The sequence below is a fragment of the Mesorhizobium sp. M1C.F.Ca.ET.210.01.1.1 genome, assembly GCF_004791585.1.
GTDB lineage: Bacteria > Pseudomonadota > Alphaproteobacteria > Rhizobiales > Rhizobiaceae > Mesorhizobium.
Map to the genome: position 1 here is coordinate 23,958 of NZ_SRUU01000030.1, position 22,226 is coordinate 46,183.

General features: G+C 60.7%; 23 protein-coding genes and 1 tRNA gene. 11 read left to right on the forward strand and 13 right to left on the reverse strand.

Annotated features, from left to right (window positions below; genetic code table 11):
- Nucleotides 1–93: 93 nt before the first annotated feature.
- Nucleotides 94–4,749, forward strand: a complete 4,656-nt coding sequence (locus EN853_RS26165; RefSeq protein ID WP_127858316.1) for an RHS repeat-associated core domain-containing protein — start codon at nt 94–96, stop codon at nt 4,747–4,749.
- 672 nt (nt 4,750–5,421) lie between these two features.
- Here the strand turns inward: EN853_RS26165 and EN853_RS34790 are convergent.
- A complete protein-coding gene (locus tag EN853_RS34790) occupies nt 5,422–5,649 on the reverse strand; it encodes a helix-turn-helix transcriptional regulator (RefSeq protein WP_127858317.1) in 228 nt (75 codons plus the stop codon).
- A gap of 143 nt (nt 5,650–5,792) precedes the next feature.
- Here EN853_RS34790 and EN853_RS26175 point away from each other — a divergent pair, with 143 nt between their 5' ends.
- From EN853_RS26175 to EN853_RS26190, 4 genes are all read left to right on the forward strand, one after another.
- Nucleotides 5,793–6,536, forward strand: coding sequence for a hypothetical protein (locus EN853_RS26175; protein WP_189343911.1), 744 nt, complete (start codon nt 5,793–5,795; stop codon nt 6,534–6,536).
- Nucleotides 6,533–6,820, forward strand: coding sequence for a hypothetical protein (locus EN853_RS26180; RefSeq protein ID WP_189343912.1), 288 nt, complete (start codon nt 6,533–6,535; stop codon nt 6,818–6,820). The genes EN853_RS26175 and EN853_RS26180 overlap by 4 nt, the downstream gene beginning before the upstream one ends.
- A 240-nt stretch (nt 6,821–7,060) precedes the next feature.
- Complete coding sequence (locus tag EN853_RS26185) at nt 7,061–7,429, forward strand: hypothetical protein (protein ID WP_127858318.1); 369 nt, start codon at nt 7,061–7,063, stop codon at nt 7,427–7,429.
- Nucleotides 7,429–9,108: a recombinase family protein gene (locus tag EN853_RS26190; RefSeq protein WP_348631609.1), complete on the forward strand. Its 1,680-nt coding sequence runs from the start codon at nt 7,429–7,431 to the stop codon at nt 9,106–9,108. Before EN853_RS26185 ends, EN853_RS26190 begins: the two co-directional genes overlap by 1 nt.
- Here EN853_RS26190 and EN853_RS26195 read toward each other — a convergent pair.
- Nucleotides 9,065–9,141, reverse strand: a tRNA-Met gene (locus EN853_RS26195). The genes EN853_RS26190 and EN853_RS26195 overlap by 44 nt on opposite strands.
- Before the next feature lie 231 nt (nt 9,142–9,372).
- Between EN853_RS26195 and EN853_RS26200 the strand changes: the two genes are divergently transcribed.
- Nucleotides 9,373–10,338: a Gfo/Idh/MocA family oxidoreductase gene (locus tag EN853_RS26200; protein WP_127858319.1), complete on the forward strand. Its 966-nt coding sequence runs from the start codon at nt 9,373–9,375 to the stop codon at nt 10,336–10,338.
- 51 nt (nt 10,339–10,389) lie between these two features.
- Here the strand turns inward: EN853_RS26200 and mnmA are convergent, their stop codons facing one another.
- Nucleotides 10,390–11,580: a tRNA 2-thiouridine(34) synthase MnmA gene (mnmA, locus tag EN853_RS26205; protein ID WP_127858320.1), complete on the reverse strand. Its 1,191-nt coding sequence runs from the start codon at nt 11,578–11,580 to the stop codon at nt 10,390–10,392.
- Between the two features lie 7 nt (nt 11,581–11,587).
- A complete protein-coding gene (locus tag EN853_RS34135; protein ID WP_167524603.1) occupies nt 11,588–11,740 on the reverse strand; it encodes a hypothetical protein in 153 nt (50 codons plus the stop codon).
- A gap of 98 nt (nt 11,741–11,838) precedes the next feature.
- Between EN853_RS34135 and EN853_RS26210 the strand changes: the two genes are divergently transcribed.
- The gene (locus tag EN853_RS26210; RefSeq protein WP_006203587.1) at nt 11,839–12,114 is read left to right on the forward strand and encodes a DUF1153 domain-containing protein; all 276 of its coding nucleotides are present in this window, start codon (nt 11,839–11,841) and stop codon (nt 12,112–12,114) included.
- Nucleotides 12,115–12,185: 71 nt separating this feature from the next.
- On the opposite strand, the gene EN853_RS26215 is transcribed toward EN853_RS26210, so the two are convergent.
- Entirely contained in the window at nt 12,186–13,112 is a 927-nt protein-coding gene (locus tag EN853_RS26215) for an NADP-dependent oxidoreductase (RefSeq protein WP_127858321.1), read from the reverse strand.
- A 90-nt stretch (nt 13,113–13,202) separates the two neighbouring features.
- On the opposite strand from EN853_RS26215, the gene EN853_RS26220 reads away from it, so the two are divergent.
- Nucleotides 13,203–13,607: a helix-turn-helix domain-containing protein gene (locus tag EN853_RS26220; protein WP_127858322.1), complete on the forward strand. Its 405-nt coding sequence runs from the start codon at nt 13,203–13,205 to the stop codon at nt 13,605–13,607.
- A gap of 85 nt (nt 13,608–13,692) precedes the next feature.
- On the opposite strand, the gene EN853_RS26225 is transcribed toward EN853_RS26220, so the two are convergent.
- Nucleotides 13,693–14,070, reverse strand: a complete 378-nt coding sequence (locus EN853_RS26225) for a flagellar export protein FliJ (protein WP_126087944.1) — start codon at nt 14,068–14,070, stop codon at nt 13,693–13,695.
- Between the two features lie 446 nt (nt 14,071–14,516).
- Between EN853_RS26225 and ctrA the strand changes: the two genes are divergently transcribed.
- The gene (gene ctrA / locus EN853_RS26230) at nt 14,517–15,212 is read left to right on the forward strand and encodes a cell cycle two-component system response regulator CtrA (RefSeq protein WP_006203583.1); all 696 of its coding nucleotides are present in this window, start codon (nt 14,517–14,519) and stop codon (nt 15,210–15,212) included.
- Nucleotides 15,213–15,279: 67 nt separating this feature from the next.
- Here the strand turns inward: ctrA and EN853_RS26235 are convergent, their stop codons facing one another.
- From EN853_RS26235 to EN853_RS26245, 3 genes are all read right to left on the reverse strand, one after another.
- The gene (locus tag EN853_RS26235) at nt 15,280–15,648 is read right to left on the reverse strand and encodes a response regulator (protein WP_127858323.1); all 369 of its coding nucleotides are present in this window, start codon (nt 15,646–15,648) and stop codon (nt 15,280–15,282) included.
- 234 nt (nt 15,649–15,882) lie between these two features.
- Nucleotides 15,883–16,512: a histidine phosphotransferase family protein gene (locus EN853_RS26240; RefSeq protein ID WP_127858324.1), complete on the reverse strand. Its 630-nt coding sequence runs from the start codon at nt 16,510–16,512 to the stop codon at nt 15,883–15,885.
- A 26-nt stretch (nt 16,513–16,538) separates the two neighbouring features.
- The gene (locus tag EN853_RS26245) at nt 16,539–16,784 is read right to left on the reverse strand and encodes a hypothetical protein (RefSeq protein WP_127858325.1); all 246 of its coding nucleotides are present in this window, start codon (nt 16,782–16,784) and stop codon (nt 16,539–16,541) included.
- A 117-nt stretch (nt 16,785–16,901) separates the two neighbouring features.
- Here EN853_RS26245 and EN853_RS26250 point away from each other — a divergent pair, with 117 nt between their 5' ends.
- Both EN853_RS26250 and EN853_RS26255 read left to right on the forward strand, forming a co-directional pair.
- Nucleotides 16,902–17,438, forward strand: a complete 537-nt coding sequence (locus EN853_RS26250) for an EipA family protein (protein ID WP_245517192.1) — start codon at nt 16,902–16,904, stop codon at nt 17,436–17,438.
- A 139-nt stretch (nt 17,439–17,577) separates the two neighbouring features.
- Entirely contained in the window at nt 17,578–18,723 is a 1,146-nt protein-coding gene (locus EN853_RS26255; RefSeq protein WP_127858327.1) for a hypothetical protein, read from the forward strand.
- 146 nt (nt 18,724–18,869) lie between these two features.
- On the opposite strand, the gene EN853_RS26260 is transcribed toward EN853_RS26255, so the two are convergent.
- From EN853_RS26260 to EN853_RS26275, 4 genes are all read right to left on the reverse strand, one after another.
- Nucleotides 18,870–19,667 (reverse strand): RNA methyltransferase, encoded by a 798-nt coding sequence (locus EN853_RS26260; RefSeq protein ID WP_127858328.1) that lies wholly within the window; start codon nt 19,665–19,667, stop codon nt 18,870–18,872.
- 55 nt (nt 19,668–19,722) lie between these two features.
- The gene (locus EN853_RS26265; RefSeq protein ID WP_127858329.1) at nt 19,723–20,061 is read right to left on the reverse strand and encodes a metalloregulator ArsR/SmtB family transcription factor; all 339 of its coding nucleotides are present in this window, start codon (nt 20,059–20,061) and stop codon (nt 19,723–19,725) included.
- A gap of 164 nt (nt 20,062–20,225) precedes the next feature.
- A complete protein-coding gene (locus tag EN853_RS26270) occupies nt 20,226–20,996 on the reverse strand; it encodes a HugZ family protein (protein ID WP_127858330.1) in 771 nt (256 codons plus the stop codon).
- Between the two features lie 37 nt (nt 20,997–21,033).
- Nucleotides 21,034–22,215 carry a CaiB/BaiF CoA-transferase family protein gene (locus EN853_RS26275; RefSeq protein ID WP_127858331.1) on the reverse strand — a complete coding sequence of 394 codons (1,182 nt, stop codon included), beginning with the start codon at nt 22,213–22,215 and terminating at the stop codon, nt 21,034–21,036.
- Nucleotides 22,216–22,226 lie beyond the last annotated feature (11 nt).

Sequence of the window (22,226 nt, forward strand, 5' to 3'; positions counted from 1 at the left end):
CTTAGCCTTCCGCGCAGGATCTGTTCGCGCAACCGCAATTACCTCTGGGCTCAACCCAATTGAGCAGGCAGGAAATTTTCCGGAGACGGAACAATGAAGACATTCAGGTGGTCAACGCTAGCCGCTGTCGGGCTTGCGGCAGGTCTGCTGTTTTTGCCCAGTCTCTTCCCGCCAGCGCGGGCTGCGATCATCGGAAATTCCGAACCCATTGCTGCCGTCATCGCAAGTTCGCATTTCGAAGAGCCGCTCGTCGCGGTGGGGCCAACCAGCCCAGCGGAAGATGAGAGCCTGAAGCAGGCCCTGAAGGCATATGGGCGGCGCAGTCAACCTGGTGACCGCGGCAGCCTCGAGGTTTTTTTGTCCCAAAACCCACGTTCCGGCTGGGCGCCGGCGCTCTGGACCAATTTGGGTCTTTCTTATTTGCACGATGGATTCTTTTCTCGTGCGATCGAGGCCTGGCAGAAGGCATGGCTGACGGGCAAATCAGCGACAGACCCACGCGCCAAAGCTCTGATTGACCGTGCGATTGGTGAACTGGCGCAGTTGTATGCGAATCTCGGCCACAATGAACAACTGGCAGCGCTGTTTGAAGAAGTTGGGCAGCGGCCGATAACAGGGTCTGCAACGGAGGCGTTTCAGAACGCGCGAGAAGAGCTCGACCTCACGGAGAAAGATCCGAGGCATCTGTTTATCTGCGGCCCGCTTGCGCTGAAACAGCTGATGCTGGCTCGAAATGTCAGCCCCGAAAAAGTCGACTTCCTCCAATGGTACCGGGCGGGCAGCACTGGCACAAGCCTGGCCGAGGTCGGACGACTTGCCGACAAAGCCGAACTGGGGCATCTGCTGATCCTGCGCGAACCGGGGCAGGCTGTTCCTGTGCCATCGATCGTCCATTGGAAGGTCGGGCACTTCGCGGCGATCGTCGGTCAGGCGAACGGCCGGTATCACGTCAGGGACTCGGTGTTTTCGGGCTCTGATCTTTGGGTCACGCAAGCGGCGCTGGATGCCGAAGCCAGCGGCTATTTCCTTGTGCCCACGGATGTTCTCCCCGATCCCCATTGGAAACCAGTGGATGCAGAAAAAGCATCCGTGATTTGGGGGAAGGGACCCACCAACGGAACACGGCCTGGTGGCCCGAACGATCCCCCCGCCAACCCTCCGCCAGACTATCCGGCGCCGCCAGCCCCACCGCCTGCCAATCCGCCTCTGCCGCGGGCGGGACCACCCCTTACACCCCCGAACCCGAACTGTCCGCTCTGCGGCTACAACATCAAGGAAGCGAGCGTTGCTGTATCCTTGTCGGATACGCCGGTTGGCTACGCTCCGCCGATCGGCCCGTCCGCCAAGGTTGAGATCAGCTACAATCAACGCGAAGACAGCCAGCCGGCGGTCTTCAGCTTCTTCAACGTCAGCCCCAAATGGACCATCAGCTGGCTGTCGTATGTCACCGATGACCCGACCAATCCGGGCGCCAACGTATCGCGCTACATGCGTGGCGGCGGGGCTTTTTACTACCTGGGTTACGATGCGAACGCGGGTACCTTCGCAGCTCAGGATGACGATGGTTCTATCCTCGTCCGTGCCTCCGGCTCGCCCATCACATATCGGCGTCAGCTGGCGGACGGCAGCACCGAAATCTACGCCCAGTCCGATGGTGCGACAGCTTATCCGCGCAGGATATTCCTTAGCCAAATCATCGATCCGCAAGGGAATGCCCTCACGCTGACTTACGATGGCCAGCAAAGGCTGATCAGCCTCACCGACGCGGTTGGCCGGCTGACGACCTTTACCTATGGGCTGGCCGGGCGTCCCTTTCTCGTCACCAAAATCACCGACCCGTTCGGACGCAGCGCGACACTGGCCTATGACGCCAATGGTCGGCTGAGCTCGATCACCGACATCATCGGTCTGACCTCCAGCTTCACCTATGACGCCAATTCCCTCGTCAATTCTTTGGCGACGCCTTACGGTACGACGACCTTTGCCTATACGGCACCGGGAACAAGTAGTCCGCCTCGCTTTGTCGAGGTGACGGATCCGCTTGGCTACCACGAGCGCGAGGAATGGCTGGAGCCATCAGTTATTCCGAATACCGATCCGGCGAACACCGTGCCGCAGGGCATGGCGGTGGTGAACAACTATCTGACCTATCGCAACAGCTTCCACTGGGACAAGGACGCCTATTTGGCTGCTGGCTGCACGCCGACTGGCGGTTGCGACTACACCAAGGCCCGGATTCGGCATTTTGTTCACATGCCGAATTCCTCGATCAAAGGCACGGCAATCGAGAGCGTCAAATATCCACTCGAGAACCGTATCTGGTACAACTACCCTGGCCAGGTGAACAGCATATATGGCGGAACGTTTGACCGCCCGACAGCGATCGGTCGCGTCCTGGACGACGGCACGACACAGCTCAGCAAGTTCTCCTACGACACCAACGGATTCTTCAATCTCACGCAGGCCATTGATCCGACGGGACGCACGACATCATACGCCTATGCCAATCAGGTCGACCTCGCCGCAGTGAGCCAGACGACGCAGGCGGGCATTCAAACCACGATCGCGCAATACGTCTACAATAATCGCCACCGGCCGCTGTTCTACACGGATGCCGCCGGCCAAATGTGGCGTTACACCTACAACGCTGCCGGTCAGGTAACCTCTTCCGTGGACCCATTGGGCCACACGACCACCTACCACTACGACTCGTCCGCAAACCTGACGTCGATCACGAACGCGAACAACGCCACCGCGGCAACCTACACGTATGACGGCTTCGATCGCGTTCGCACCTACACCGATTCTGAAGGTTGGACCGCCACCTACGACTATGATGCCGCCGACCGGCTGACAAAAATCATCTATCCGGACGGAACAACCGACCTCTACACCTACAATAAGCTCGATCCTGCTTCCTACACGGATCGCTTGAACCGGCTGTGGAGCTATCAGTACGACGCCAATAGACGCCTAACTAACGTGACAGATCCGCTGAATGGCCAGACGCTGCTTGGCTATGACGGCATGGGCCACCTCTCCAGCCTTACCGATCCGAAGACCAATATCACGACCTGGACCTATGACATCCAGGGCAGATTGAAGCAAAAGACCTACGCCGACAGCAGCACTGTCACCTACACCTACGAGAACACGACAAGCCGGCTGAAATCCGTGCTTGATGCGCTCGGCCAGACGAAGCAGTTCAGTTATGCGAAGGACGATCGGCTAACGGGCATCGCCTACCTCAATGCGGTGCATGCGACGCCGAATGTGAGCTTCGTCTACGATACGTATTTCCCGCGCCTTGCATCTATGACGGATGGCACCGGAACGACGCAATACAGCTATTTCCCGCCCTTTGCTCAAGGAGCTCTGCAGCTCCAGCAGGAGAGCGGGCCGCTGCCAAGCGCCACCATCACTTATGGCTACGATGAATTAGGGAGACCGACCTCGCGAACAGTCTCCGGAGCTGGTGCAGAAACTTTCGCCTATGATGCCATTGACCGCTTGACTGGCCATACCAGTGACCTGGGAGCTTTTGTCATTGGCTATCTTGGTCAAACCGAACAAATCACAAGTCGCCAACTGACTGGTTCGACGTTGTCGACTACATGGTCTTATCTCCCTAACTCTGGCGATCGGCGACTTGCTGGGATCAGCAATGTGGGCCTGTCAGCGGCGCAATATTCGACGTTTCTGTATACGACAACTCCTGAGAACCAAATCTCGTCCGTCACTGAAACGAGTGATGCCACAACCGTTTATCCGGCCGCGCTGACGCAGACCGCCGCCTATAACAATCTCAACCAGTTGACCAATTTGTCGGGGCAGGCGCTCTCGTTCGATGCCAACGGCAACCTGCTGTCAGATGGCCAGAGGACCTATGGTTGGGATGCCGAGAACCGCCTCGTTACGATCTCCTACCCTGGACAACCCGGCAAGGCGACTACATTCGCCTACGACGGGCTGGGGCGACGCACGGCAATTACCAGCACGCCTACCAGCGGAAGTGCGGTAACGACTTCTTACATCTGGTGCGGGTCGCGCCCCTGCCAAGCACGAAATGCGGCTAACGCTGCGACACGCGGCTATTACGATGAGGGCGAGTTTGCGCTCGGGTCACCATCGCAGGCTTATTATTATGCGCCGGATCAGATCGGCTCTGTTAGGCGCGTTTTTGCGACCAACAGCAACGCGCCCAGTTACAGTTATGATCCCTACGGCAACTCTCTTCAAGGCACTGCAGCGCTCACGGATTTTGGCTACGCCGACCTGTTCATCAACCCCGATAGTGGACTGTACCTGACCAAGTATCGCGCATACGATCCCGTTGTTGGACGGTGGTTGTCACGCGACCCATTGGGTGGTCCCTCACTACAACTTGCCCCCATTCAATTCGAGAATGAGGAGGTAAATCTTATTCGCGCTACCTCGGCGAATCCATACCGGTACGTCGGCACCGTCGAGGCAGGCGTTAGTATGAGCTATTTTACCGAGTATCAAACGTGGCTAAACGAAGTAAACCTATATTCATATGTACATAATAGCCCGGTTAACATAATTGATCCAAGCGGCGAAGGCAGCCTAGGGAATTTCATTCGAGCCTGTGGGATAATAGCAGGTTTGTCAGGCCCACCGACCGACAACGGGCCTGCGACAGCAGCTGGAAATCAGTCAGGGCCCTATCAGATGCCGCCCCCGGTAGTTGAGATACTCCCATCGGGACCTGGGCCAAAACGAAGATAGGACATAACCAATCACACTGAAGCGTTAATTGCATCCCAATGTCCATGAAATTATGCTAAGGAGCGAATCGCGATGCAAGTTTAGATAGTTATTTCAATAAAGTATCCAAATGTGCGGGTGGCTTGTGGGCAAAAAGGTACTTTGAACAAATGAATATATTGATCCCACTGATATCCTTGCTCGGCCCGGTTTATTTTGGATTCAGCGGCTATTCCATTGTTGCCGTCATAGTTTGGGCCGTAATTTGGACAGCACTTCGTTTTTTTGCGACTTGGAGGTCGGTGTACTCGACGCTTCAACGTCGTGATGGTGACGGTTCCGTAACGTGGTCCAATCGCCATCCTTATTTTGCAATGCTTTCTGCTTTTTTTGCGACGCTTGTTGGATTTGTGGCTGTACATGGAGCCATTTATTGGATCGTGTGGCGATCGACCCAAAGTTTGAACTGAGTATAGCTCCACATGCGTGATCTGCATGTCCTTCGCTGAAGGCCGAAGCGAAAATGGCTTCGCAAATCATAGGCGCTTACAAGACGATGGACTGACACGAGCGCGGATTCAGCGCGGCGCTGCATGCCGCATTGCCGCATTTCCTGTCTGAAAGTCAGAAACGCTCCCGGATGGCTTCAGATTCAGACGATTCGAAGCAATGCACCGGTAGATCAGGGCGCCGCTAGTGCCGCTTGGCTAAGCGCACACCAGGGCCCCCGCCGTTTTCTGCAATGAACTCCACGCCGGCGGCTTCCAGCACTGCACGCATATGATCAATCGTAGACTGCTTTAGGTCCTCGCCTCGTTCGAAGCGGACCACCGTGTTTGTCGATACGCGAGCCAGCTTTGCTAGCTCGATGACTCCTAACCCTAGAGCGGCTCTGGCCATCCGGCATTGTATTGGTGTCATTAAATCGGAATCGCTATATTATGGCGAAAACTGTTGATCTTCTCACGCCATTCACCTAAGATGGCTGGCATAGAACGGCCGGAAGAGGTGCTGGAACACCGACTCCGGCCTGACCACAACCAAGCTGTTGCGGAGCTCGGATCATGGCTGATTCCGACAATACCACGCCTTTGCGTCTCGTCACCCGGAGGATGATACTTCGTAGTGCAACGGCGATTCCAATTGCAGGATGGCAGCCAAAAGCGGTTGCCCACAACGATTTGGAAAAGGACCAATCCATTGATCCCGCGGTGGTGGTGTGGCGCAAATGGCAGGCGGCTCAAGAGCAGACTGAGCGGCTGTGCCGTCAGCAGCAGTACCTGGAGCGGAAACTCGCCGAAACGGTTGGATTTCCTTGTGCAACCATCCGGCTGCGTGGCGGCGAGGGCGTGAGGATGCATTCCCTCAGGGCGATTCGTGAAGTGCTCGATCTCGGTCCAGAAGACCTGACAGTGCACGCGAAGGCTGAAGCTGATTTTGCAGCTCATCAGGCGCGCTGGGATGCCGTCGATAGGGAAATTGGCTATTCCGCCGCGCTGCACGCCGAGGGCGAGGCCGCCGACCGGTCGGAAGACCTGCTTGAGATGTTGTCCGAGACCCCCGCTCTTTCCCTTGGCGGTGTGGTAGCCAAGCTTGATGCCGTGCTGAGGGAAGGAGAAGTTTCCGAAGACAGCAATGAGTTTCCCTGGCCGCAGATCCGCTCGACACTCGATGATGTCATCCGCATCGGCCAGCAGCTCGTTCCTGAACAGATGCTTGCAATCGAGATGCTCCAATTGAAACCGGCTCGAAAACGGAAAGGTAGAAGCTTGCGCGTCTGGGCCGAGGCGGATGGAGGCACAGCATGAAAAAGCCAGCCGGTGGATCGCCCATTATAATCGACGATTCTCGTTGTCACCGGGAGACTGCAGATAGCGCCGCGTTGCTTGGCGAGTGGTCCGTTATCGAAGTCGCCGATGCGGCAAGAGCGTTGTGGGGCGATTTAGCAGTAACGGCGATCGCTTGGGGCGCTCTGGCGGCGAATTGCGATGGCGATATGCCGGAATACCGCTTCTGGTTTCAGGTTTTTGATTGTCTTCGAGCGGACTCGCCAGAATCCGAGTTGGAAGGCATGATGGCCCCGGTCAACTGACGTTCCTTAAATTGAGCGCTGTCATATACAGGTTGTGCGTGGTCGGCTTTGAGGTCGGAGCGGAGCCGGCCGCCAGCCAATCGAGGCCAAAGCCGTTCTGCGCTGACACTCGCCGCGTCAACCTTGACCGGCTGATTCCGACCCGGTCGAGGTTTGGGAAGCAGACAAAGGAGGGGTGCGAGCGGGATCGCTCGACCATTCCACAAGCCAGCCCCGGTCATTTGTCGCCGGCGTACCGGCATGAGTTCTGCATTTGCGAAATTCGACTGCGGCGACCTTCGCTCGCCAATCTTGTCAGGCCGGCATCTTTCCGATTTCTACGCTGCAGTGTCCCGATTGCACGATCGATGGAACGCACCCCTTTCCGCGCGGCTCGTCATGGTGATGCGCGGCTTCGTGAAGCCGGCACAAGACAAATGCGATGCGCCATCCCACCGCAAACAGGTACCTGCGGTAACGCCGGAAGAGCGCCGCAGAGCGATGCTTGAATTCGCCGAAGCGCTTGCCATCGCCGATGCCAGGCGCGATCATCTCATCGACAACGGCGTTTCGATCGATCGAAATTCCGCGATTGATGTGGATCACACCCAGAAGGCTCCTGAGACATGATGCGGGCCGCCATTTACGCTCGCTTTTCGACCGAGCTCCAAAACGAAAAGTCGACGGAAGACCAGATTGCGCTGTGCCGTGCTTACGCAGTTCGCAATGGTCTTAGCGTTGTTGCTGTTTATGAGGACAGGGCGCGCTCTGGAGCGTCGGTCTTCGGTCGCGACGGGTTGACAACTCTGATGGAGGCGGCACGTCAGAATACGTTCGACACGGTAGTCGTCGAAGCGCTCGATCGCCTGTCACGTGACATGGCAGATCTCGCTGGGCTTTACAAACGGCTCTCTTTCCTCGGCATCGAAATCCAAGCTGTCCATGACGGCACCGCCGATGCAATCCTCATCGGTATTCGTGGACTTGTCGGTCAGATGCAAAGGGAAGACGGCGCCAAGAAAGTCCGTAGGGGCATGGCTGGAGTTATTCGGGACGGACGTCACGCCGGAGGCCGGGCCTATGGCTATCGCGCAGTCCCGGGTCGCCCAGGCGAACTCGAGATTGTCAAAGAGGAGGCAGAGATTGTCCGGCAAATCTTTGCAGCCTATGCATCCGGCCGTACCCCACGCGATCTTGCCAGGGACCTCAATCGGGAAGGCGTTGCGCCACCACGCGGAACCCGGTGGAACGGTTCCACCATCAACGGAAATGCGCAACGCGGAGCAGGGGTGCTCTTCAACGAGCTCTATGTGGGGCGCCTCATCTGGAACAAGGTCCGGATGGTGAAGAACCCTGATACCGGCAAGCGCGTCTCCCGGGCAAACCCAAAGGACCAGTGGCAAACAAAGGAAGTTCCGCACTTGCGGATCATTGACGACGAAACGTGGCAGAAGGCGCGAGCCCTCAAAACTGAGAGGGTCAGGGTATTTTCTCACATCAAACGGCGACCCTCTCATCTATTGTCCGGCCTGCTCCGGTGCGGCGTCTGTGGGTCAGGCCTGTCAGTCCACGATCGCGACAAGTCAGGCAAGACGCGTGTCCGGTGCTCGGCGGTTCGCGAAAGCGGAAGCTGCTCCAACCGGCGCATCCTTTACCTGCCTGAGATCGAAAAGGCAGTCCTCGACGGCATGCGCGAACAACTGAAGGCTCCAGAGCTGATCGAAGCCTACGTTCGCAAATACAATGAAGAGCGTCGGCGCCTGGCCGCGCAGGCCAATGCAATGCGCACAGAACTGGAAACCAAGCGCGATCGCATTGAAGGCGAACGGCAGCGCACGATCGACCTCGTCATCAAGAGCGTCATTGCCGAAGAGGATGCCAAGCAGAGCATTGCTGAACTCAAGACACAGCGGCTTCAGGTCGAAGCGCAACTTGCCGGCCTCGATGACCCGCCATCGACCGTGGCGCTCCACCCTGCCACCTTGGTGCGCTACATCGAGACTGTCGATGCCCTTTCAGTGGCATTGGCAGACCACGCAACTGCCGTGGACGACCGTGGGCCGCTCACCAAAAACTTCCGAGCGCTTGTTCACAGCGTCACAGTCCAACCCAAGCCTGCACGCGAGGGCTTCGAGATCGAGGTCAAAGGCAAGCTTGCCACCCTTATTGGTGGGCGCGCATTCCCCGACGCGCGCTATACCGAAAGGCATGCCGCATCAGGCAGCCACCACAGCCCAGCTATTACGTACGATAGTGGGTTTGAGGTGGTAGCGGAGGAGGGACTTGAACCCCCGACCCCAGGATTATGATTCCCGTGCTCTAACCAACTGAGCTACTCCGCCAGGAGTGGCGAAGATGCTCGATGAACCACCCGGCATCGCGGGCAATTTCGAGGCGTTCGCCAAGGTCGCGCGGATATAAGGTTGGCAGGGCAAAGCTGTCAAGCCGGACGCACCTCTATAATCTCATCCCCGAAAAAGCTTTGCCGGGCAGGCTCACAGCGCATGCGGCGGGGTTGAGTTCGACGGGGCACGTCGCTATGTCTCGGCGATGAAATTCTAGAGTTTGAGCGAATGAAGCCGCGCATCGCAGTCCTCGGTTGCGGATACTGGGGCAGCAACCACATCCGCACCCTCAAGGCGCTCGGCGCGCTCCATGCCGTTTCCGACGTCAACCGCGCCCGCGCCGAAGGCTTCGCCAGCGAGCAGGATTGCCTGGCGATAGAGCCGGACAAGCTGTTCGAGCGCGCCGATGTCGATGCCATCGTCATGGCGCTGCCGCCGCAATTCCATGCCGACACGGCTGTTCGCGCCGTCGAGGGCGGCAAGGACGTGCTGGTGGAGAAGCCGATCGCGCTGACGGTCGCCGACGCCGAGCGCGCGGTGCAGGCGGCCAGGGACAATGGCCGCGTCTTCATGGTCGGCCATGTGCTGCGCTTCCACCCCGCCTTCGAGACGCTGAAGGCGCTGATCGACAATGGCGAGCTCGGCGAGGTGCGCTACATCCATTCGCACCGGCTCGGCCTCGGCAAGTTCCACACCGAGAACGATGCGCTCTGGGACCTTGCGCCGCACGATCTGTCGATGATCCTTGCCATCACCGGCACCGAACCGATCGAGGTCAGAGGCGAAGGGGCGGCACTTCTCGACAACCTCAGCGACTTCGCGCATCTGCACATGCGCTTTCCGAACGGCGTGCGCAGCCATCTCTTCGCCTCGCGGCTCAACCCTTATCGCGAGCGCCGGCTTACCGTGGTCGGCACCAAGGCGATGGCGGTGTTCGACGACGTCGAGCCCTGGGAGCGCAAGCTTGCCGTCTATCGGCATGCGGTCTGGCAGGACAGCGGCCAGTGGGCCTTCACCGCCAATGAGCCGTCCTATGTGGCGGTCGGCGAAGGCATGCCGCTGACGCGCGAGCTCGCCCATTTCATGCAGTGCATCGAAACGCGCGCCGAGCCGCGCACCGACGGCGAGGAAGCGATCCGGGTGCTGCGCATCCTCACCGCGGGCACGGTGACGCATAGCGGCTCGTCAGCCTGAGCCTTGGCAAAGACAAGCTTGCGCTGAAGCAGCCGGCCGAGCTGGGGCTGGCTACTCGGCGGGGACCTGCGCGGGGCGTTGCGCAAGCCTGGACAGCATGGCCTCGGCCTCGGCGCCGCGCTCGGAACGCTCGATGAAGCCGCCGCCATAGACGCGTGCCTCGTTGCCGTCATCGGAATAGAGCACGCAGGCCTGTCCGGGAGCGATGCCGGATTCGCCGTCGACCAGCTCGACCGACGTCACGCCGTCGCGGTGATGCAGCACGGCCGGGCGCGGCGGCCTGGTCGAACGGACTTTTGCGAACAGCTCGATCCCGCCTTCCGGGACCTCGGAGAGCGGTCCGTCACCGAGCCAGTTCATGGCGCGCAGGTAGATCTTGTGCGTCTCCAGCGCCTCGCGCGGACCGACAATGACGCGGGCGCGGTCGGCATCGAGATGAACGACGTAGAGCGGCTCGCCTGAAGCGATGCCGATGCCGCGGCGCTGGCCGATCGTGTAGCGCAGGATGCCTTCATGGCGGCCAAGCACGCGGCCGTCGATATGGACGATATCGCCCGGATTGGCGGCTGCCGGCTTCAATTTGGCGATGATGTCGGAATATCTGCCCTGCGGCACGAAGCAGATATCCTGGCTGTCCTGCTTGGCGGCGACCGTCAGCCCCATCTCTTCGGCGATCGCTCGCACCTGCGGCTTGGAGAGACCGCCGAGCGGGAAGCGCAGATAGTCGATCTGCGCCTGCGTGGTGGCGAACAGGAAATAGCTCTGGTCGCGGCCGGCATCGACCGGCCGGTAGAGCGCGCGATGCGCGCCATTGGCGCGCGAGCGGATGTAGTGGCCGGTGGCCAAAGCGTCGGCGCCGAGATCCTGGGCCGTGGCCAAAAGATCGGCGAACTTGACCGTCTGGTTGCAGGACACGCACGGAATCGGCGTCTCGCCGGCGACATAGCTCTCGGCAAAGGGATCGATGACCGCCTTGCGGAAGCGCTCTTCGTAGTCGAGCACGTAATGCGGGATGCCGAGCGTCTCGGAGACGCGGCGGGCATCGTCGATATCCTGGCCGGCGCAGCACGAACCCGCCCGGTGCGTTGCCGCGCCGTGGTCGTAAAGCTGCAGGGTGACGCCGACGACATCATAGCCTTCGCGTTTCAGGATGCCGGCAACGACCGACGAATCAACGCCGCCCGACATGGCGACGACGACGCGGGTGTTTTCTGGGCGTCCGGGAAGGTCGAGGCTGTTCATGGTTCTTTCAATCTGCGTGGCGCTGGCTGCCAATGGCCGGAATATAGGTCAAGCGGTCCGGGTGCGCCAGCTTGCCTGCCAAAGCGATTTTTCCCGGCAAAATCAGGGCCGGGGCCGCGATTATCTCAAATGCCGAACAAAAGGCTAACGTGACGTTCACGATCCTTACCTAGTCATTAGGGTTCGCTTAGGCAATTTTTAAAGCTGTGGCGGTACTGTGGCGGGGATTGGGTCTTTGAGTTTTTAGTAGAGAGTACGATGACCGATCTGGTTAGACCTAGAGTCAAGTATGTTATCGGGCCTGACGGCAGCCCTCTTACGATAGCCGATCTGCCGCCGACGAATACACGGCGCTGGGTTATCCGGCGCAAGGCGGAAGTGGTCGCTGCGGTGCGCGGCGGACTGCTCAGCCTCGAGGAAGCCTGCCAGCGCTACAAGCTGACCACCGAGGAATTTCTCTCCTGGCAGGCATCGATCGACGAATATGGCCTTGCCGGGCTGCGCACGACGCGGATCCAGCAATACCGGCACTAGGCTCTGCCCACCGGAAACGAACAAGGGCGCGGAAACTCCGCGCCCTTTCGCTTTCTGAAGCGGCCTTCCAGTCAGACCGTCAACACGACCTTGCCGATCGGCCGGGTCGCGAGGAAGGCTTGGGCGGCGCCCGCCTCATCGAGCGGGAAGGTTTTCGCGACGTGGGGCGACAGCTTCTTTCCCTCGACCAGCTGGGCGAGTTCGACCAGGCCCTCGCGGTCGGGGACGACCGAGATGCGCTCGATCCGAATGCCACGCGCGCTGGCCTTCGCCCTGGTGGCGTCATGAACGTTGAGCAGTGAGACCAGGACGCCGCCGTCGCGCAGCACCTTCAGCGATTTGTCGGCATGGTCGCCGCCAAACGCATCCAGGACCAGATCGACATTGCTGACCTTCCCGGTGAAATCGTCCCTGGTGTAGTCGATCACCTCGTCGGCGCCGAGCGAGCGCACGAAATCGAGCTTGTCAGGGCTGGCGGTCGAGACGACATGGGCGCCGACTGCCTTGGCGATCTGCACCGCCAGATGGCCGACACCGCCAGCGCCGGCATGGATCAGCGCACGCTGACCGGACTGGATGCGGCCGTGCCGGACGAGGCCTTGCCAGGCGGTGAGGCCAGCCAGCGGCAGCGCCGCGGCGTGGATATGATCGATGCCGGTGGGCTTGATGGCGATCTCGTCAGCCGGCGCCACGGCGAGCTCGGCAAAGGCGCCGGCCTGTCTGGGAAAGCGCGGCATGCCGAACACCTCGTCGCCGACCTTGAAAGCGGTCACGCCGGCGCCCAGCGCTTCGACGGTTCCCGAAACATCCCAGCCGAGAATGAAAGGCGGCTCGCCAAGCAGCGGATAAAAGCCGCCGCGCACGGCGCCGTCGACAGGGTTGATGCCCGCTGCCTTGACACGAACCAACACCTCCCCGGCCTTGGGTGTCGGCTCGGGCTGTTTGGAAACGAAAAGGACGTCGGGTCCGCCGACGGTGTTCTGGATAACGGCACGCATGGAAGCCTCCTGCTGAACGAATATGCCGCTATCATTTGGATAGTAATATCCTATTGTCTAGTATGTACCTTTTCTATATATAGGCACCTCATGGATAGTAAAGACAAATCCCCATTCGGCTACGACGCGTTCCGGCGTACCTGCCCGTCGCATACCGTGCTCGAGATGCTGGCCAGCAAATGGGTCTACCTGACCGTTTGCGCGCTGCGGCGCGGCCGGCAGCGTAATGGCGAGCTGGCGCGCAAGCTGGAAGGCATCACGCCGAAAATGCTGACCCAGACGCTGCGTGTGTTGGAACGCGACGGCCTTGTCCGGCGCGAAGTGTTTCCGGTCATCCCGCCGCGAGTTGAATATGAGCTGACCGAGCTTGGCCAGAACCTGGCGGGTCTGCTCAACCAGATCCGGTCCTGGGCGGAAGAGCATGCGCCCGACATCAAGGATGCCCGTGCCAGGGCATCGGCGAACCATCAGGACGATGTGGCAATGCTACCTTGAAGCGGGATCGCGAGCAGGAGCTGTTCCGGCGCGGATTCAAGGGCGAAGCCGGCAGGCGCCGGCGGTAGCGGCAAAGCGCGCCGGCTCACCCGATCATGGCGCTGCGGCCGCCCACTTCCGCATCGCGGATCTTGCTGTCGCGCGATTCCAGCATCTCCGCCTTGGAAAGCTCCGCTTCAGCTTCGCCGAGTAATGATTCGGCCATGGTTCGCTGCTGGGCGAGGTCGCCCTGAGAGTTCCTGAGGTTGTCGCGGCGCAGGCGTGCCGCCTTGGCGAAGGTCGGATAGGCAAAATGGTTGATGTCGGTGATGCCGGCTTTCTTCTCTTCGGCGACGATCTGCGCCTCCAACTCGACGGCCATGCGTTCGAATTCGGCGATCATCATGTCCAACTGCAACAGCTGGCGCCGTTTCTCATTCACCTGAAACTGCTTCAGCCGAACGAGGTTTTCACGTGACTTCATGACTCGGTACTCCCGAAAACGCACACCTGCATATCGTCCCATCAGCCTGGAGAGACCCAAGCGTCGCCCGTTTCCCCCGGCTTTCCCCCCACTATGGGAAACAAAGCCCTAAAGATTTTTGCCGGCGGTAACCATTCGTTTACGGGCATTGTTAATCATACGGGCGAGGACTTAAGGCCGGGTAAAAATTCCGGCTGCGACGGAAAGCCGGCCTGCGAGTCTCTGGAGTCACTTAGGCTGACTAATTAATGTGGCACATGAGCGATTTGGGTCTGTGATTCGTTATTAGATTCAAGTGGGTGTAGAAAGGGGTTAAAAAATCTGATATCGTGGCGAACACGAAATTAGGATTTGTTAACCAGTCGGTGGCACCTTCTGTTCAGGCAATCACTGCTCCGGTCCCGGACGGGTCGTGACACGGTCCGGCAGCAGAAAAGGGGAATGAAATGCGTGTTCTGCTGATTGAAGACGACAGTGCAACCGCACAAAGCATCGAGCTGATGCTGAAATCGGAAAGCTTCAACGTCTATACGACCGATCTTGGCGAAGAAGGGGTCGATCTCGGCAAGCTCTACGACTACGACATCATCCTTCTCGATCTCAATCTTCCCGACATGTCGGGCTACGAGGTGCTGCGCACGCTTCGCCTCTCCAAGGTCAAGACGCCGATCCTGATCCTCTCCGGCATGGCCGGCATCGAGGACAAGGTGCGCGGCCTCGGTTTCGGCGCCGACGACTATATGACCAAGCCTTTTCACAAGGACGAGCTGGTGGCGCGCATCCATGCGATCGTGCGCCGCTCCAAGGGCCACGCCCAATCGGTCATCACCACCGGCGACCTGGTGGTCAATCTCGACGCCAAGACGGTCGAGGTCGGTGGCCAGCGCGTGCACCTGACCGGCAAGGAATACCAGATGCTGGAGCTGCTCTCGCTGCGCAAGGGCACGACGCTCACCAAGGAAATGTTCCTCAACCACCTCTATGGCGGCATGGACGAGCCGGAACTGAAGATCATCGACGTCTTCATCTGCAAGCTGCGCAAGAAGCTCGACGCGGCCTCCGGCGGCCAGAATTACATCGAGACCGTATGGGGCCGCGGCTACGTGCTGCGCGAGCCGGAAGACATCCGCGTCAGCGCCTGATCTGCGGGCGAGCAGTTAACAGAAACCCGGCGCCGGCCGGGTTTTTGTGTTTCTGAGCGTCGAAAACTCAGGCTGCGATCTTCAGGAAGCGGAAGCTCTCGAGCAATTGCGCCCGGTTGAAGGGCTTCAGCAGATAGCCCTGGGCGCCGGCCCGTTTCGCCCGCATGATCGAGGCGACGTCGACTTCGACGAGCGAAACCAGGATCTGCGGCTTGACGGGGCTTTCGATGGCGCGGATGCGGCGAATGAAGTCGACCGCCTGCATGTCCGGCAAGCCGCCGTCGACAACGATGACATCGGGCATATCGCCGGAGCAGATCTCCATCGCATCAAGCCCGGTGGCTGCTTCGAAGACCACGATGTCCGAGCCGCCAAGGATACGCTTTGCGACCTTCCTGATGACGCTCGAATCGTCCACGAATAGGCAGCGCTTCATTTCCGGGCCCTCTTTGCCATCTGCCGGACCGGCAACCTCCGGTAACCGGGAGACACCCTAGAGCAATCTGGTAAAGAAGCCGAAAAGCCGTTAGGTAAAGTTTTTCCAAACAGGCGCATCGTGGGGCTTTTCGGCGCCAAGCCAATACGCTGGAAAAAGCAGAGATTGCTTCGTTCGCACTGCAAGCGGCAATAACAGCGCAACTAAATACTTGGTTTATTCTTGGCCGTTGCCTCAGGCCGCCGACAACACGATCTCTTCGGCGGTCGCGTGGATCGAGATCGTCATGTTGGCCTCACGCGCCAGAAGCAGCGTGTAGTAGGGCTGGACCGAATGCGCGTCGATGGGTTCTTCCGGCTTGTGACCGGAATGCAGCTCGAGGAATTTCGGCGGCACGCGCAGCATCGGGCCACTGGCCGATAGCGAAAAACGCGGCTCGGTCTCGAGGTTCTCCAGCGTGACCATCAACTTGCCGCCGCGCGGTATGGCCGCGTTGGCGACAAGAATGAGATTGAGCAGCAGCTTGACCTTGTTCTTGGGCAGTAGCGCGCGGGCACCGTTCCAGACCAGTTCCGGCTTCTCGTTCTTCAAAAAGGCAATTGCCACGGCCTCGGCATCGCCGGTGTCGATCATCATGCCGGCAGAGCCCGCGGCGCCGAAGGCGATGCGGGCAAACTGCAGGCGCGCCGAGGCGTTCCTGGCGCTCTGGCGAATCAGTTTCATGGCGTCTTCGTCGGCGCCGCCTTCGTCGAGCAGTTCGAGGCCGTTGTTTATTGCGCCGACCGGCGAAATGATGTCGTGGCATACGCGGCTGCACAGGAGCGCCGCCAGATCGGGGGCGGAGAGGGTGAAGAGCTCGGCCATCGGAGAATCCCTGCTAGTTCACATATTCATGGCCGAGCGACCGATTTCGCGCCCGCCACGCGAATCACACTCTTTCCAAGGCTTTCTGAATACACAGCGCCCGCCCGTGCATCAACAAATCCGCGGCCGAGGATGGCGAAAATGCTGCTGTCACGCCGGGAAAACGATGCGGAAAGAGGCTGTGCCGGGCCTCCAGCCTTTGAACCGCCATCTTCCTGCGTCAGCTTAATGGTTGAAAAAGGATTACGGCATAGTTTGCCAGTGATAGTCATCTCGAAGCGGCCGCCAAGAGCCGCGGGGATGCGAGGCGTCGGCGAAAGTGCTCCCTGACGGAGATTGGAAGCATGTTTTCCCGATTCTATGACCGGACTTTCGTCCGCGTCCTCGCCATGACGATCGCCCTCATGGGCGCCCTCATTGTCTCAACCTCCGCGTCGCGGGCCCAGGAATACACCGCGCAGGAGATCATCGATTCCGGCCACAAGTTCTTCGGCGCGACGTCAGGCGGCCTTGCCACCGTGGTCGAGAAGATCTTTGCGTCCTACGGCCTGCCGAACGGCTATCTGCTCGGCGAGGAGGGATCCGGCGCGCTGATCGGCGGCCTGACCTACGGCGAGGGCACGCTCTACACCAAGAATGCCGGGGACCATAAGGTGTTCTGGCAAGGCCCGTCGCTCGGCTGGGATTTCGGCGGCGAAGGGTCGCGCGTGATGATGCTGGTCTACAATCTGGACGACATCAGCAGCCTCTACAACCGCTTCGGCGGCGTCGCCGGCTCCGCCTATGTGGTGGCGGGCGTCGGCTTCAACGTGCTGCAGAGCAACAGAGTGCTCATCGTTCCGATCCGCACCGGCGTTGGCGCCCGGCTTGGCGTCAATCTCGGCTATCTGAAACTTACGGAACGGGCGACCTGGAATCCGTTCTGAGCAGACAGGATTGCCACAACCGCTCGGATAAGACCGATCGCGCCGCGGCATGCTCTTGCCGCGGCGCTGGATTTCCGCCATGCCAAGGTGGCACAGTCGGCATTGGCGGGTTAGCGCCTCGCACACGGAATAGTCCACCTTGGTCCAGTCGATCCTGTTCTTCGCACTCGGCTTCCTCTGCGCCGTCTTTCTGGTGTCACTGATCGCGCCAGCCGTGTGGCGGCGAGCCGCAGTCCTAACACGCAGGCGCCTCGAGGCCTCGATGCCGCTGACGCCCGCCGAGATCGTGGCTGAAAAGGACCGGGTTCGCGCCGAGTTCGCCATGACCACGCGCCGGCTGGAGATGAACATCAAAAGCCTCAAGGAAAAGGCGGCCGAGCAGTTGGTCGAGATCGGCCGCGGCCGTGAGGCGCTGAAGGGACTGGCGGTCGAGAAGAAGGACAAGGACCAGGCGCTTTCCGACCTGCAGGCCAAGAACGCGGAGCTCAGGCAGCGCGAGGAAGAACTGCGCAGGCTGTCGGAAAAGCTGGCGCAGACGGAGCGCTCCCTGGAGAAGCGCGCGCTGGACCTGCAGAAGCTGGAGCAGATGTATGACGATGCCAGCTTCTCGTCCTCGAACCGCCAGATCGAGCTCGTGGCGCGTGAATCGGAACTGGACAAGCTCGCCAACGACATTGCGGTATTGCGCAGCCAGCGCAAGGAAGCGGACCGGCGCAGCCAGGAACTCGCGGCCGAAGGCAAAGCTGCCAGAGACATGCTCAAAGCTGAGAAGAAGCGGGCCGCCGAGCTGGACAAGAAGGTCGAACGGCTGCTTGCGACGCTTGCCGACCGCGAGGAGAGGCTCGACAGGCGCGAGAAGGAGCTTGCCCGGATGCGCGAACGCCCAAAGCAAGGCCCTACGGCAAACGGTGGAATGCACCAGGCCGCCGAAGTCGAAGGCATCGACAAGGCCATCGCCAAGCTTGAAGGCGATCGCGAGCGGCTTGAGGCGAGGCTGACGGCGCTCGCGCGTGAGAACAAGCGGCTCAAAACCGATCTCGCCGCCCTCGAAACGGCAACGCCCGAGCAAGCCGGCGACGCGGGACTCGCCGGTGCTGCGCTTCGCGAGCAGATGAACGAACTGGCGGCCGAGGTGGTCAATCTGACGATGAGGCTGGACGGGCCGGATTCGCCAATTGCCAAGGCCTTGGAGACCCCTGGCGACGGGTTGCAGGGTGCTGGCGAGCGCGGCATCAGCCTCGCGGACCGTGTCAGGGCCCTGCAGAAGGTCAGTCCAACCAACTGATCCAGACGCTGGCAGTCAGTCAGGCAGCGCCCTCCCGGAGCGGTTGATCATTTCACGGAAACGCTGATCCGCTCATCTCTTTGTTTGAAGCAAGTCCGGACGGAAAACCGCTGCGCACTTTTTCCGGAATTGCCCTTGTCGGGCGGCTATCGTTTCGAGAAGTGATGCATGGCGACGGCCGAGGCGGCGGCAACGTTCAGGCTGTCGAAACCCTCCGCCATGGCGATCCGTACCGTCCGCAGCCGGTTGAGCAGAGTTTCGGGCAAGCCTTCGCCTTCAGTGCCGAGATAAAGCGCCAGGCGAGACGTTCCTTCCGCCGTGCGGATATCGGTTTCGCCGCGCGGTGAGAGCGCGAATTGGCTGAAGCCCAGCCGGTCAAGCGTTGCGGTCAGCCGGGAGGTGTTGTCGAAGGAGCCGAACGGAACCTTCAGCGCCGCGCCGACCGAAACGCGGATCGCCTTGCGGTAGAGCGGATCGCAGCATGTGGGATCGAGAAGCACGGCGTCCGCGCCAAAGGCAGCGGCGTTGCGGAAGATCGAGCCCATATTGTCGTGATTGGATATGCCGACCAAAACCACGGCCAGCGCGCTTGCGGGCAGCGTTTCGAGCAAGGCTTCGGCGGATTGGGGAGTACCCCGAACGCCGATCGCCAATATACCGCGATGCATATGGAAGCCGGCGATCCGGTCCATGACCTCACCGCGGGCGACATAGACCGGGAGGCCGGGCGGCGCTTTGCGCAAGATGCCTTCCAGGCCCGCCAGCCTGTTTTCCAGAATGAGGGCCGACTCCGCCGCGAAGCGTCCGCCCGACAACAGAAGATCCAGCACCACCTTGCCTTCCGCGACGAAGCGTCCGTGCCGGCCGACGAGATCGCGCTCGCGGATGTCGAGGTAGGCGGCGACGCGCGGGTCCTGGGGGTCGTCGATGGGAACAAGGTTCATGCAAATCTCGCCGGCAGAAACTGCCAGCGAGGTAAGGGGCTTCGGATGACGCGGGTCAAGCCCCGGCGCGGCGCATCCTGTAGGCCATCTGGGACAGGTCGCCGTCGCCGAAAATGCCTTCCAGCATGCGAAGCAGCTCGCGCGCCGCGTCGGACTTGCAGGAATAGTAGATCATCTGGCGATCGCGGCGCGTCTCGACGAGATCAAGCGCTCTCAGCTTGGCCAGATGCTGTGACAAAGCGGACTGGCTCAACTGGACCTTCTCGGCGATGGCACCGACCGACATTTCGCCTTCGATCAGATAGCTGACAATCAACAGACGCTTTTCATTGCCCATGAGCGTCAGAAACGCGGCAGCCGATTCGGCATTGGCGACTAGCTTGCTCGAGATCATAGATCCCCCATGGTTTCTAGCTCATCCAGCCGCCATGGGGGCAATGGTGGCTGATTCCACGATGTTCAGGTCAGGAAGCGCCGATGAATCAGCGCTGCAACGAAAGGTAGATCATTTTATCTAAATCTCAAGAGTTGCTTTCGATCTAGAGCGATGAACTTTCGCTACTGTGCCTGACCGGCGGAGCGTCCGGTCTTTGCCATCTCGACCAGCACTGTCCGCAGCTCGCGGGCAGCGCTGAGAGGCCGCGGAAAGAAGATCCTGCAGATGGCATCCGGCGAAGCCAGGTCCATGCCGTCGGCGTCGAAACCGGTGACGATCCAGCCATCGCCTTCGGCCCGGCCGAAATGGCGCGCATAGACGGTGATCGCATCGCGATGGTCGGCGTTCATATGGTCCAGCGCAGACTGCTCGCTGGCCGCCAGTTCCTCGACGACCGGGCCGCCGGTGAGCAGGTCGGCGCGATCCAGATGATAGGCCTTGCCGAAACCGCCGTTCAGGCTGGCGCGTTCAGGCTCGAGCCTGAATATCGAGAAGTCGCCAAGCCCGACATAGAGCTTCGCCTTGGGGTTGCGGTTGAGATAGCGCCGTTCGGCGCGGGCGTGTTCGGCCGAGCCACGTTCCAGCTGCAGCGCCCGGCTCACGAGCGTGATGCGCGGATGCGCAAGCGGATCGCCCTTGCCAGGTTCGCCGACGAGCAGCGAGCAGCGCGGGTCGGCGAGAATTGCGCCGGTATGGGCCGACAGCATCGAGACCAGGATCAGCGGCGCGCCGTCGATGTCGGTCGCAACGCCGACCCGGCTTGCCAACGGCGCCCCGGTGCCGGGCTCGATCACCGCGAGCGTGCCGAAGCGGGCCGAGCGGATCAGCGTCTTCGCCAGCCTGATGGCCTCGGCGTCGGTCTCGCGGATGACATCCTTCCTGGTTTCGGTCAAAGCGCTCACCGCGATAAGTTGATTTCTGCTGTCCCGTTTATTGGCCAAACAGGCCCGACCTGACAAGGGTTTCGATTTCACTTTCGTCGACGCCGAAGCGCGCCAGCACATCGGCAGGTCCACAGTCGGTGACGGTCGGCGCCGCGGCAAGCATCGGCGGGGCGTGCGAGAAACGGGGCGCCGGCGCTGGGCGCTGGAGCTCATCCGACTTCACAAAGCTTTGCCGGGCGCGGCCCTGCGGATGGTCCCTGGCTTCCCTCAGCGACAGGACCGGCGCGACGCAGGCATCGGTGGAGCCAAAGACATCGGCCCACTCGTCGCGCGTCTTCTGGCTGATCCTGCCGGCAATGGCCGCGCGCATCCCGGGCCACAATGTCCTGTCATATTGGCCGCGGACAAAATGCTGGTCGAGCGGCAGCAACGCGGCGAACTCGGCAAAGAACTGCGGCTCGAGGCAGCCGATGGCCACGTGCCGGCCATCGGCGGTTTCGTAAGTGTCGTAGAAGGGCGCCCCGGAATCGAGCAGGTTCTCGCCGCGCCGGTCGCTCCACAGGCCTGCCGCCATAAAGGCGTGGATGGGAGCGGCCAGCATCGATGCGCCTTCGATCATCGCAGCGTCGACCACCTCGCCCTTGCCGGTGCGCGAGCGCTGGAACAGGGCGGCCAGCACGCCTGCGATCAGCATCATGGCGCCGCCGCCCTGGTCGGCGACGAGGTTGAGCGGCGGCACGGGCGGCTCTCCTTGCCTGCCTATGGCGTGCAACAGGCCGGCATAGGCGAGGTAGGTGATGTCATGGCCGGCGCGGCATGAAAGCGGCCCGTCCTGACCGAAGCCTGTCAGGCGGCCATAGATCAGGGCCGGGTTGCGATCGAGCACGATGTCGGGTCCGAGACCCAGCCGCTCCATGACGCCGGGACGAAAGCCTTCGATGAGAATGTCGGTCCTTTGCGCCAGACGCAGCAGCAACGCCGCGCCATCCGGGCGTTTCAAGTCGAGCTTGAGGATGGAGCGGCCGTGGCGGTCGAGGTCGCAGGCTTCCGGCAAGGACACAAGCGGCGCTTTGGCGTCCGCCCGCTCGATGCGCAGCACCTCGGCGCCCATTTCGGACAACATCAGGGCAGCGAGCGGCACTGGGCCGAGGCCCGCCATCTCGATCACTTTCAGGCCCGCCAGCGGTCCTGTCTTGACGGTGGAGGCGCCTGTCCGCGGCGTGGTCATTACCTTCTATT

Coding starts and splice junctions, on each gene's coding strand:
- EN853_RS26165 (WP_127858316.1), top strand. CDS start 94: ATGAAGACATTCAGGTGGTCAACGCTAGCCGCTGTCGGGCTTGCGGCA.
- EN853_RS34790 (WP_127858317.1), bottom strand. CDS start 5,649: ATGACACCAATACAATGCCGGATGGCCAGAGCCGCTCTAGGGTTAGGA.
- EN853_RS26175 (WP_189343911.1), top strand. CDS start 5,793: ATGGCTGATTCCGACAATACCACGCCTTTGCGTCTCGTCACCCGGAGG.
- EN853_RS26180 (WP_189343912.1), top strand. CDS start 6,533: ATGAAAAAGCCAGCCGGTGGATCGCCCATTATAATCGACGATTCTCGT.
- EN853_RS26185 (WP_127858318.1), top strand. CDS start 7,061: ATGAGTTCTGCATTTGCGAAATTCGACTGCGGCGACCTTCGCTCGCCA.
- EN853_RS26190 (WP_348631609.1), top strand. CDS start 7,429: ATGCGGGCCGCCATTTACGCTCGCTTTTCGACCGAGCTCCAAAACGAA.
- EN853_RS26200 (WP_127858319.1), top strand. CDS start 9,373: ATGAAGCCGCGCATCGCAGTCCTCGGTTGCGGATACTGGGGCAGCAAC.
- mnmA (WP_127858320.1), bottom strand. CDS start 11,580: ATGAACAGCCTCGACCTTCCCGGACGCCCAGAAAACACCCGCGTCGTC.
- EN853_RS26210 (WP_006203587.1), top strand. CDS start 11,839: ATGACCGATCTGGTTAGACCTAGAGTCAAGTATGTTATCGGGCCTGAC.
- EN853_RS26215 (WP_127858321.1), bottom strand. CDS start 13,112: ATGCGTGCCGTTATCCAGAACACCGTCGGCGGACCCGACGTCCTTTTC.
- EN853_RS26220 (WP_127858322.1), top strand. CDS start 13,203: ATGGATAGTAAAGACAAATCCCCATTCGGCTACGACGCGTTCCGGCGT.
- EN853_RS26225 (WP_126087944.1), bottom strand. CDS start 14,070: ATGAAGTCACGTGAAAACCTCGTTCGGCTGAAGCAGTTTCAGGTGAAT.
- ctrA (WP_006203583.1), top strand. CDS start 14,517: ATGCGTGTTCTGCTGATTGAAGACGACAGTGCAACCGCACAAAGCATC.
- EN853_RS26235 (WP_127858323.1), bottom strand. CDS start 15,648: ATGAAGCGCTGCCTATTCGTGGACGATTCGAGCGTCATCAGGAAGGTC.
- EN853_RS26240 (WP_127858324.1), bottom strand. CDS start 16,512: ATGGCCGAGCTCTTCACCCTCTCCGCCCCCGATCTGGCGGCGCTCCTG.
- EN853_RS26245 (WP_127858325.1), bottom strand. CDS start 16,784: ATGACTATCACTGGCAAACTATGCCGTAATCCTTTTTCAACCATTAAG.
- EN853_RS26250 (WP_245517192.1), top strand. CDS start 16,902: ATGACGATCGCCCTCATGGGCGCCCTCATTGTCTCAACCTCCGCGTCG.
- EN853_RS26260 (WP_127858328.1), bottom strand. CDS start 19,667: ATGAACCTTGTTCCCATCGACGACCCCCAGGACCCGCGCGTCGCCGCC.
- EN853_RS26265 (WP_127858329.1), bottom strand. CDS start 20,061: ATGATCTCGAGCAAGCTAGTCGCCAATGCCGAATCGGCTGCCGCGTTT.
- EN853_RS26275 (WP_127858331.1), bottom strand. CDS start 22,215: ATGACCACGCCGCGGACAGGCGCCTCCACCGTCAAGACAGGACCGCTG.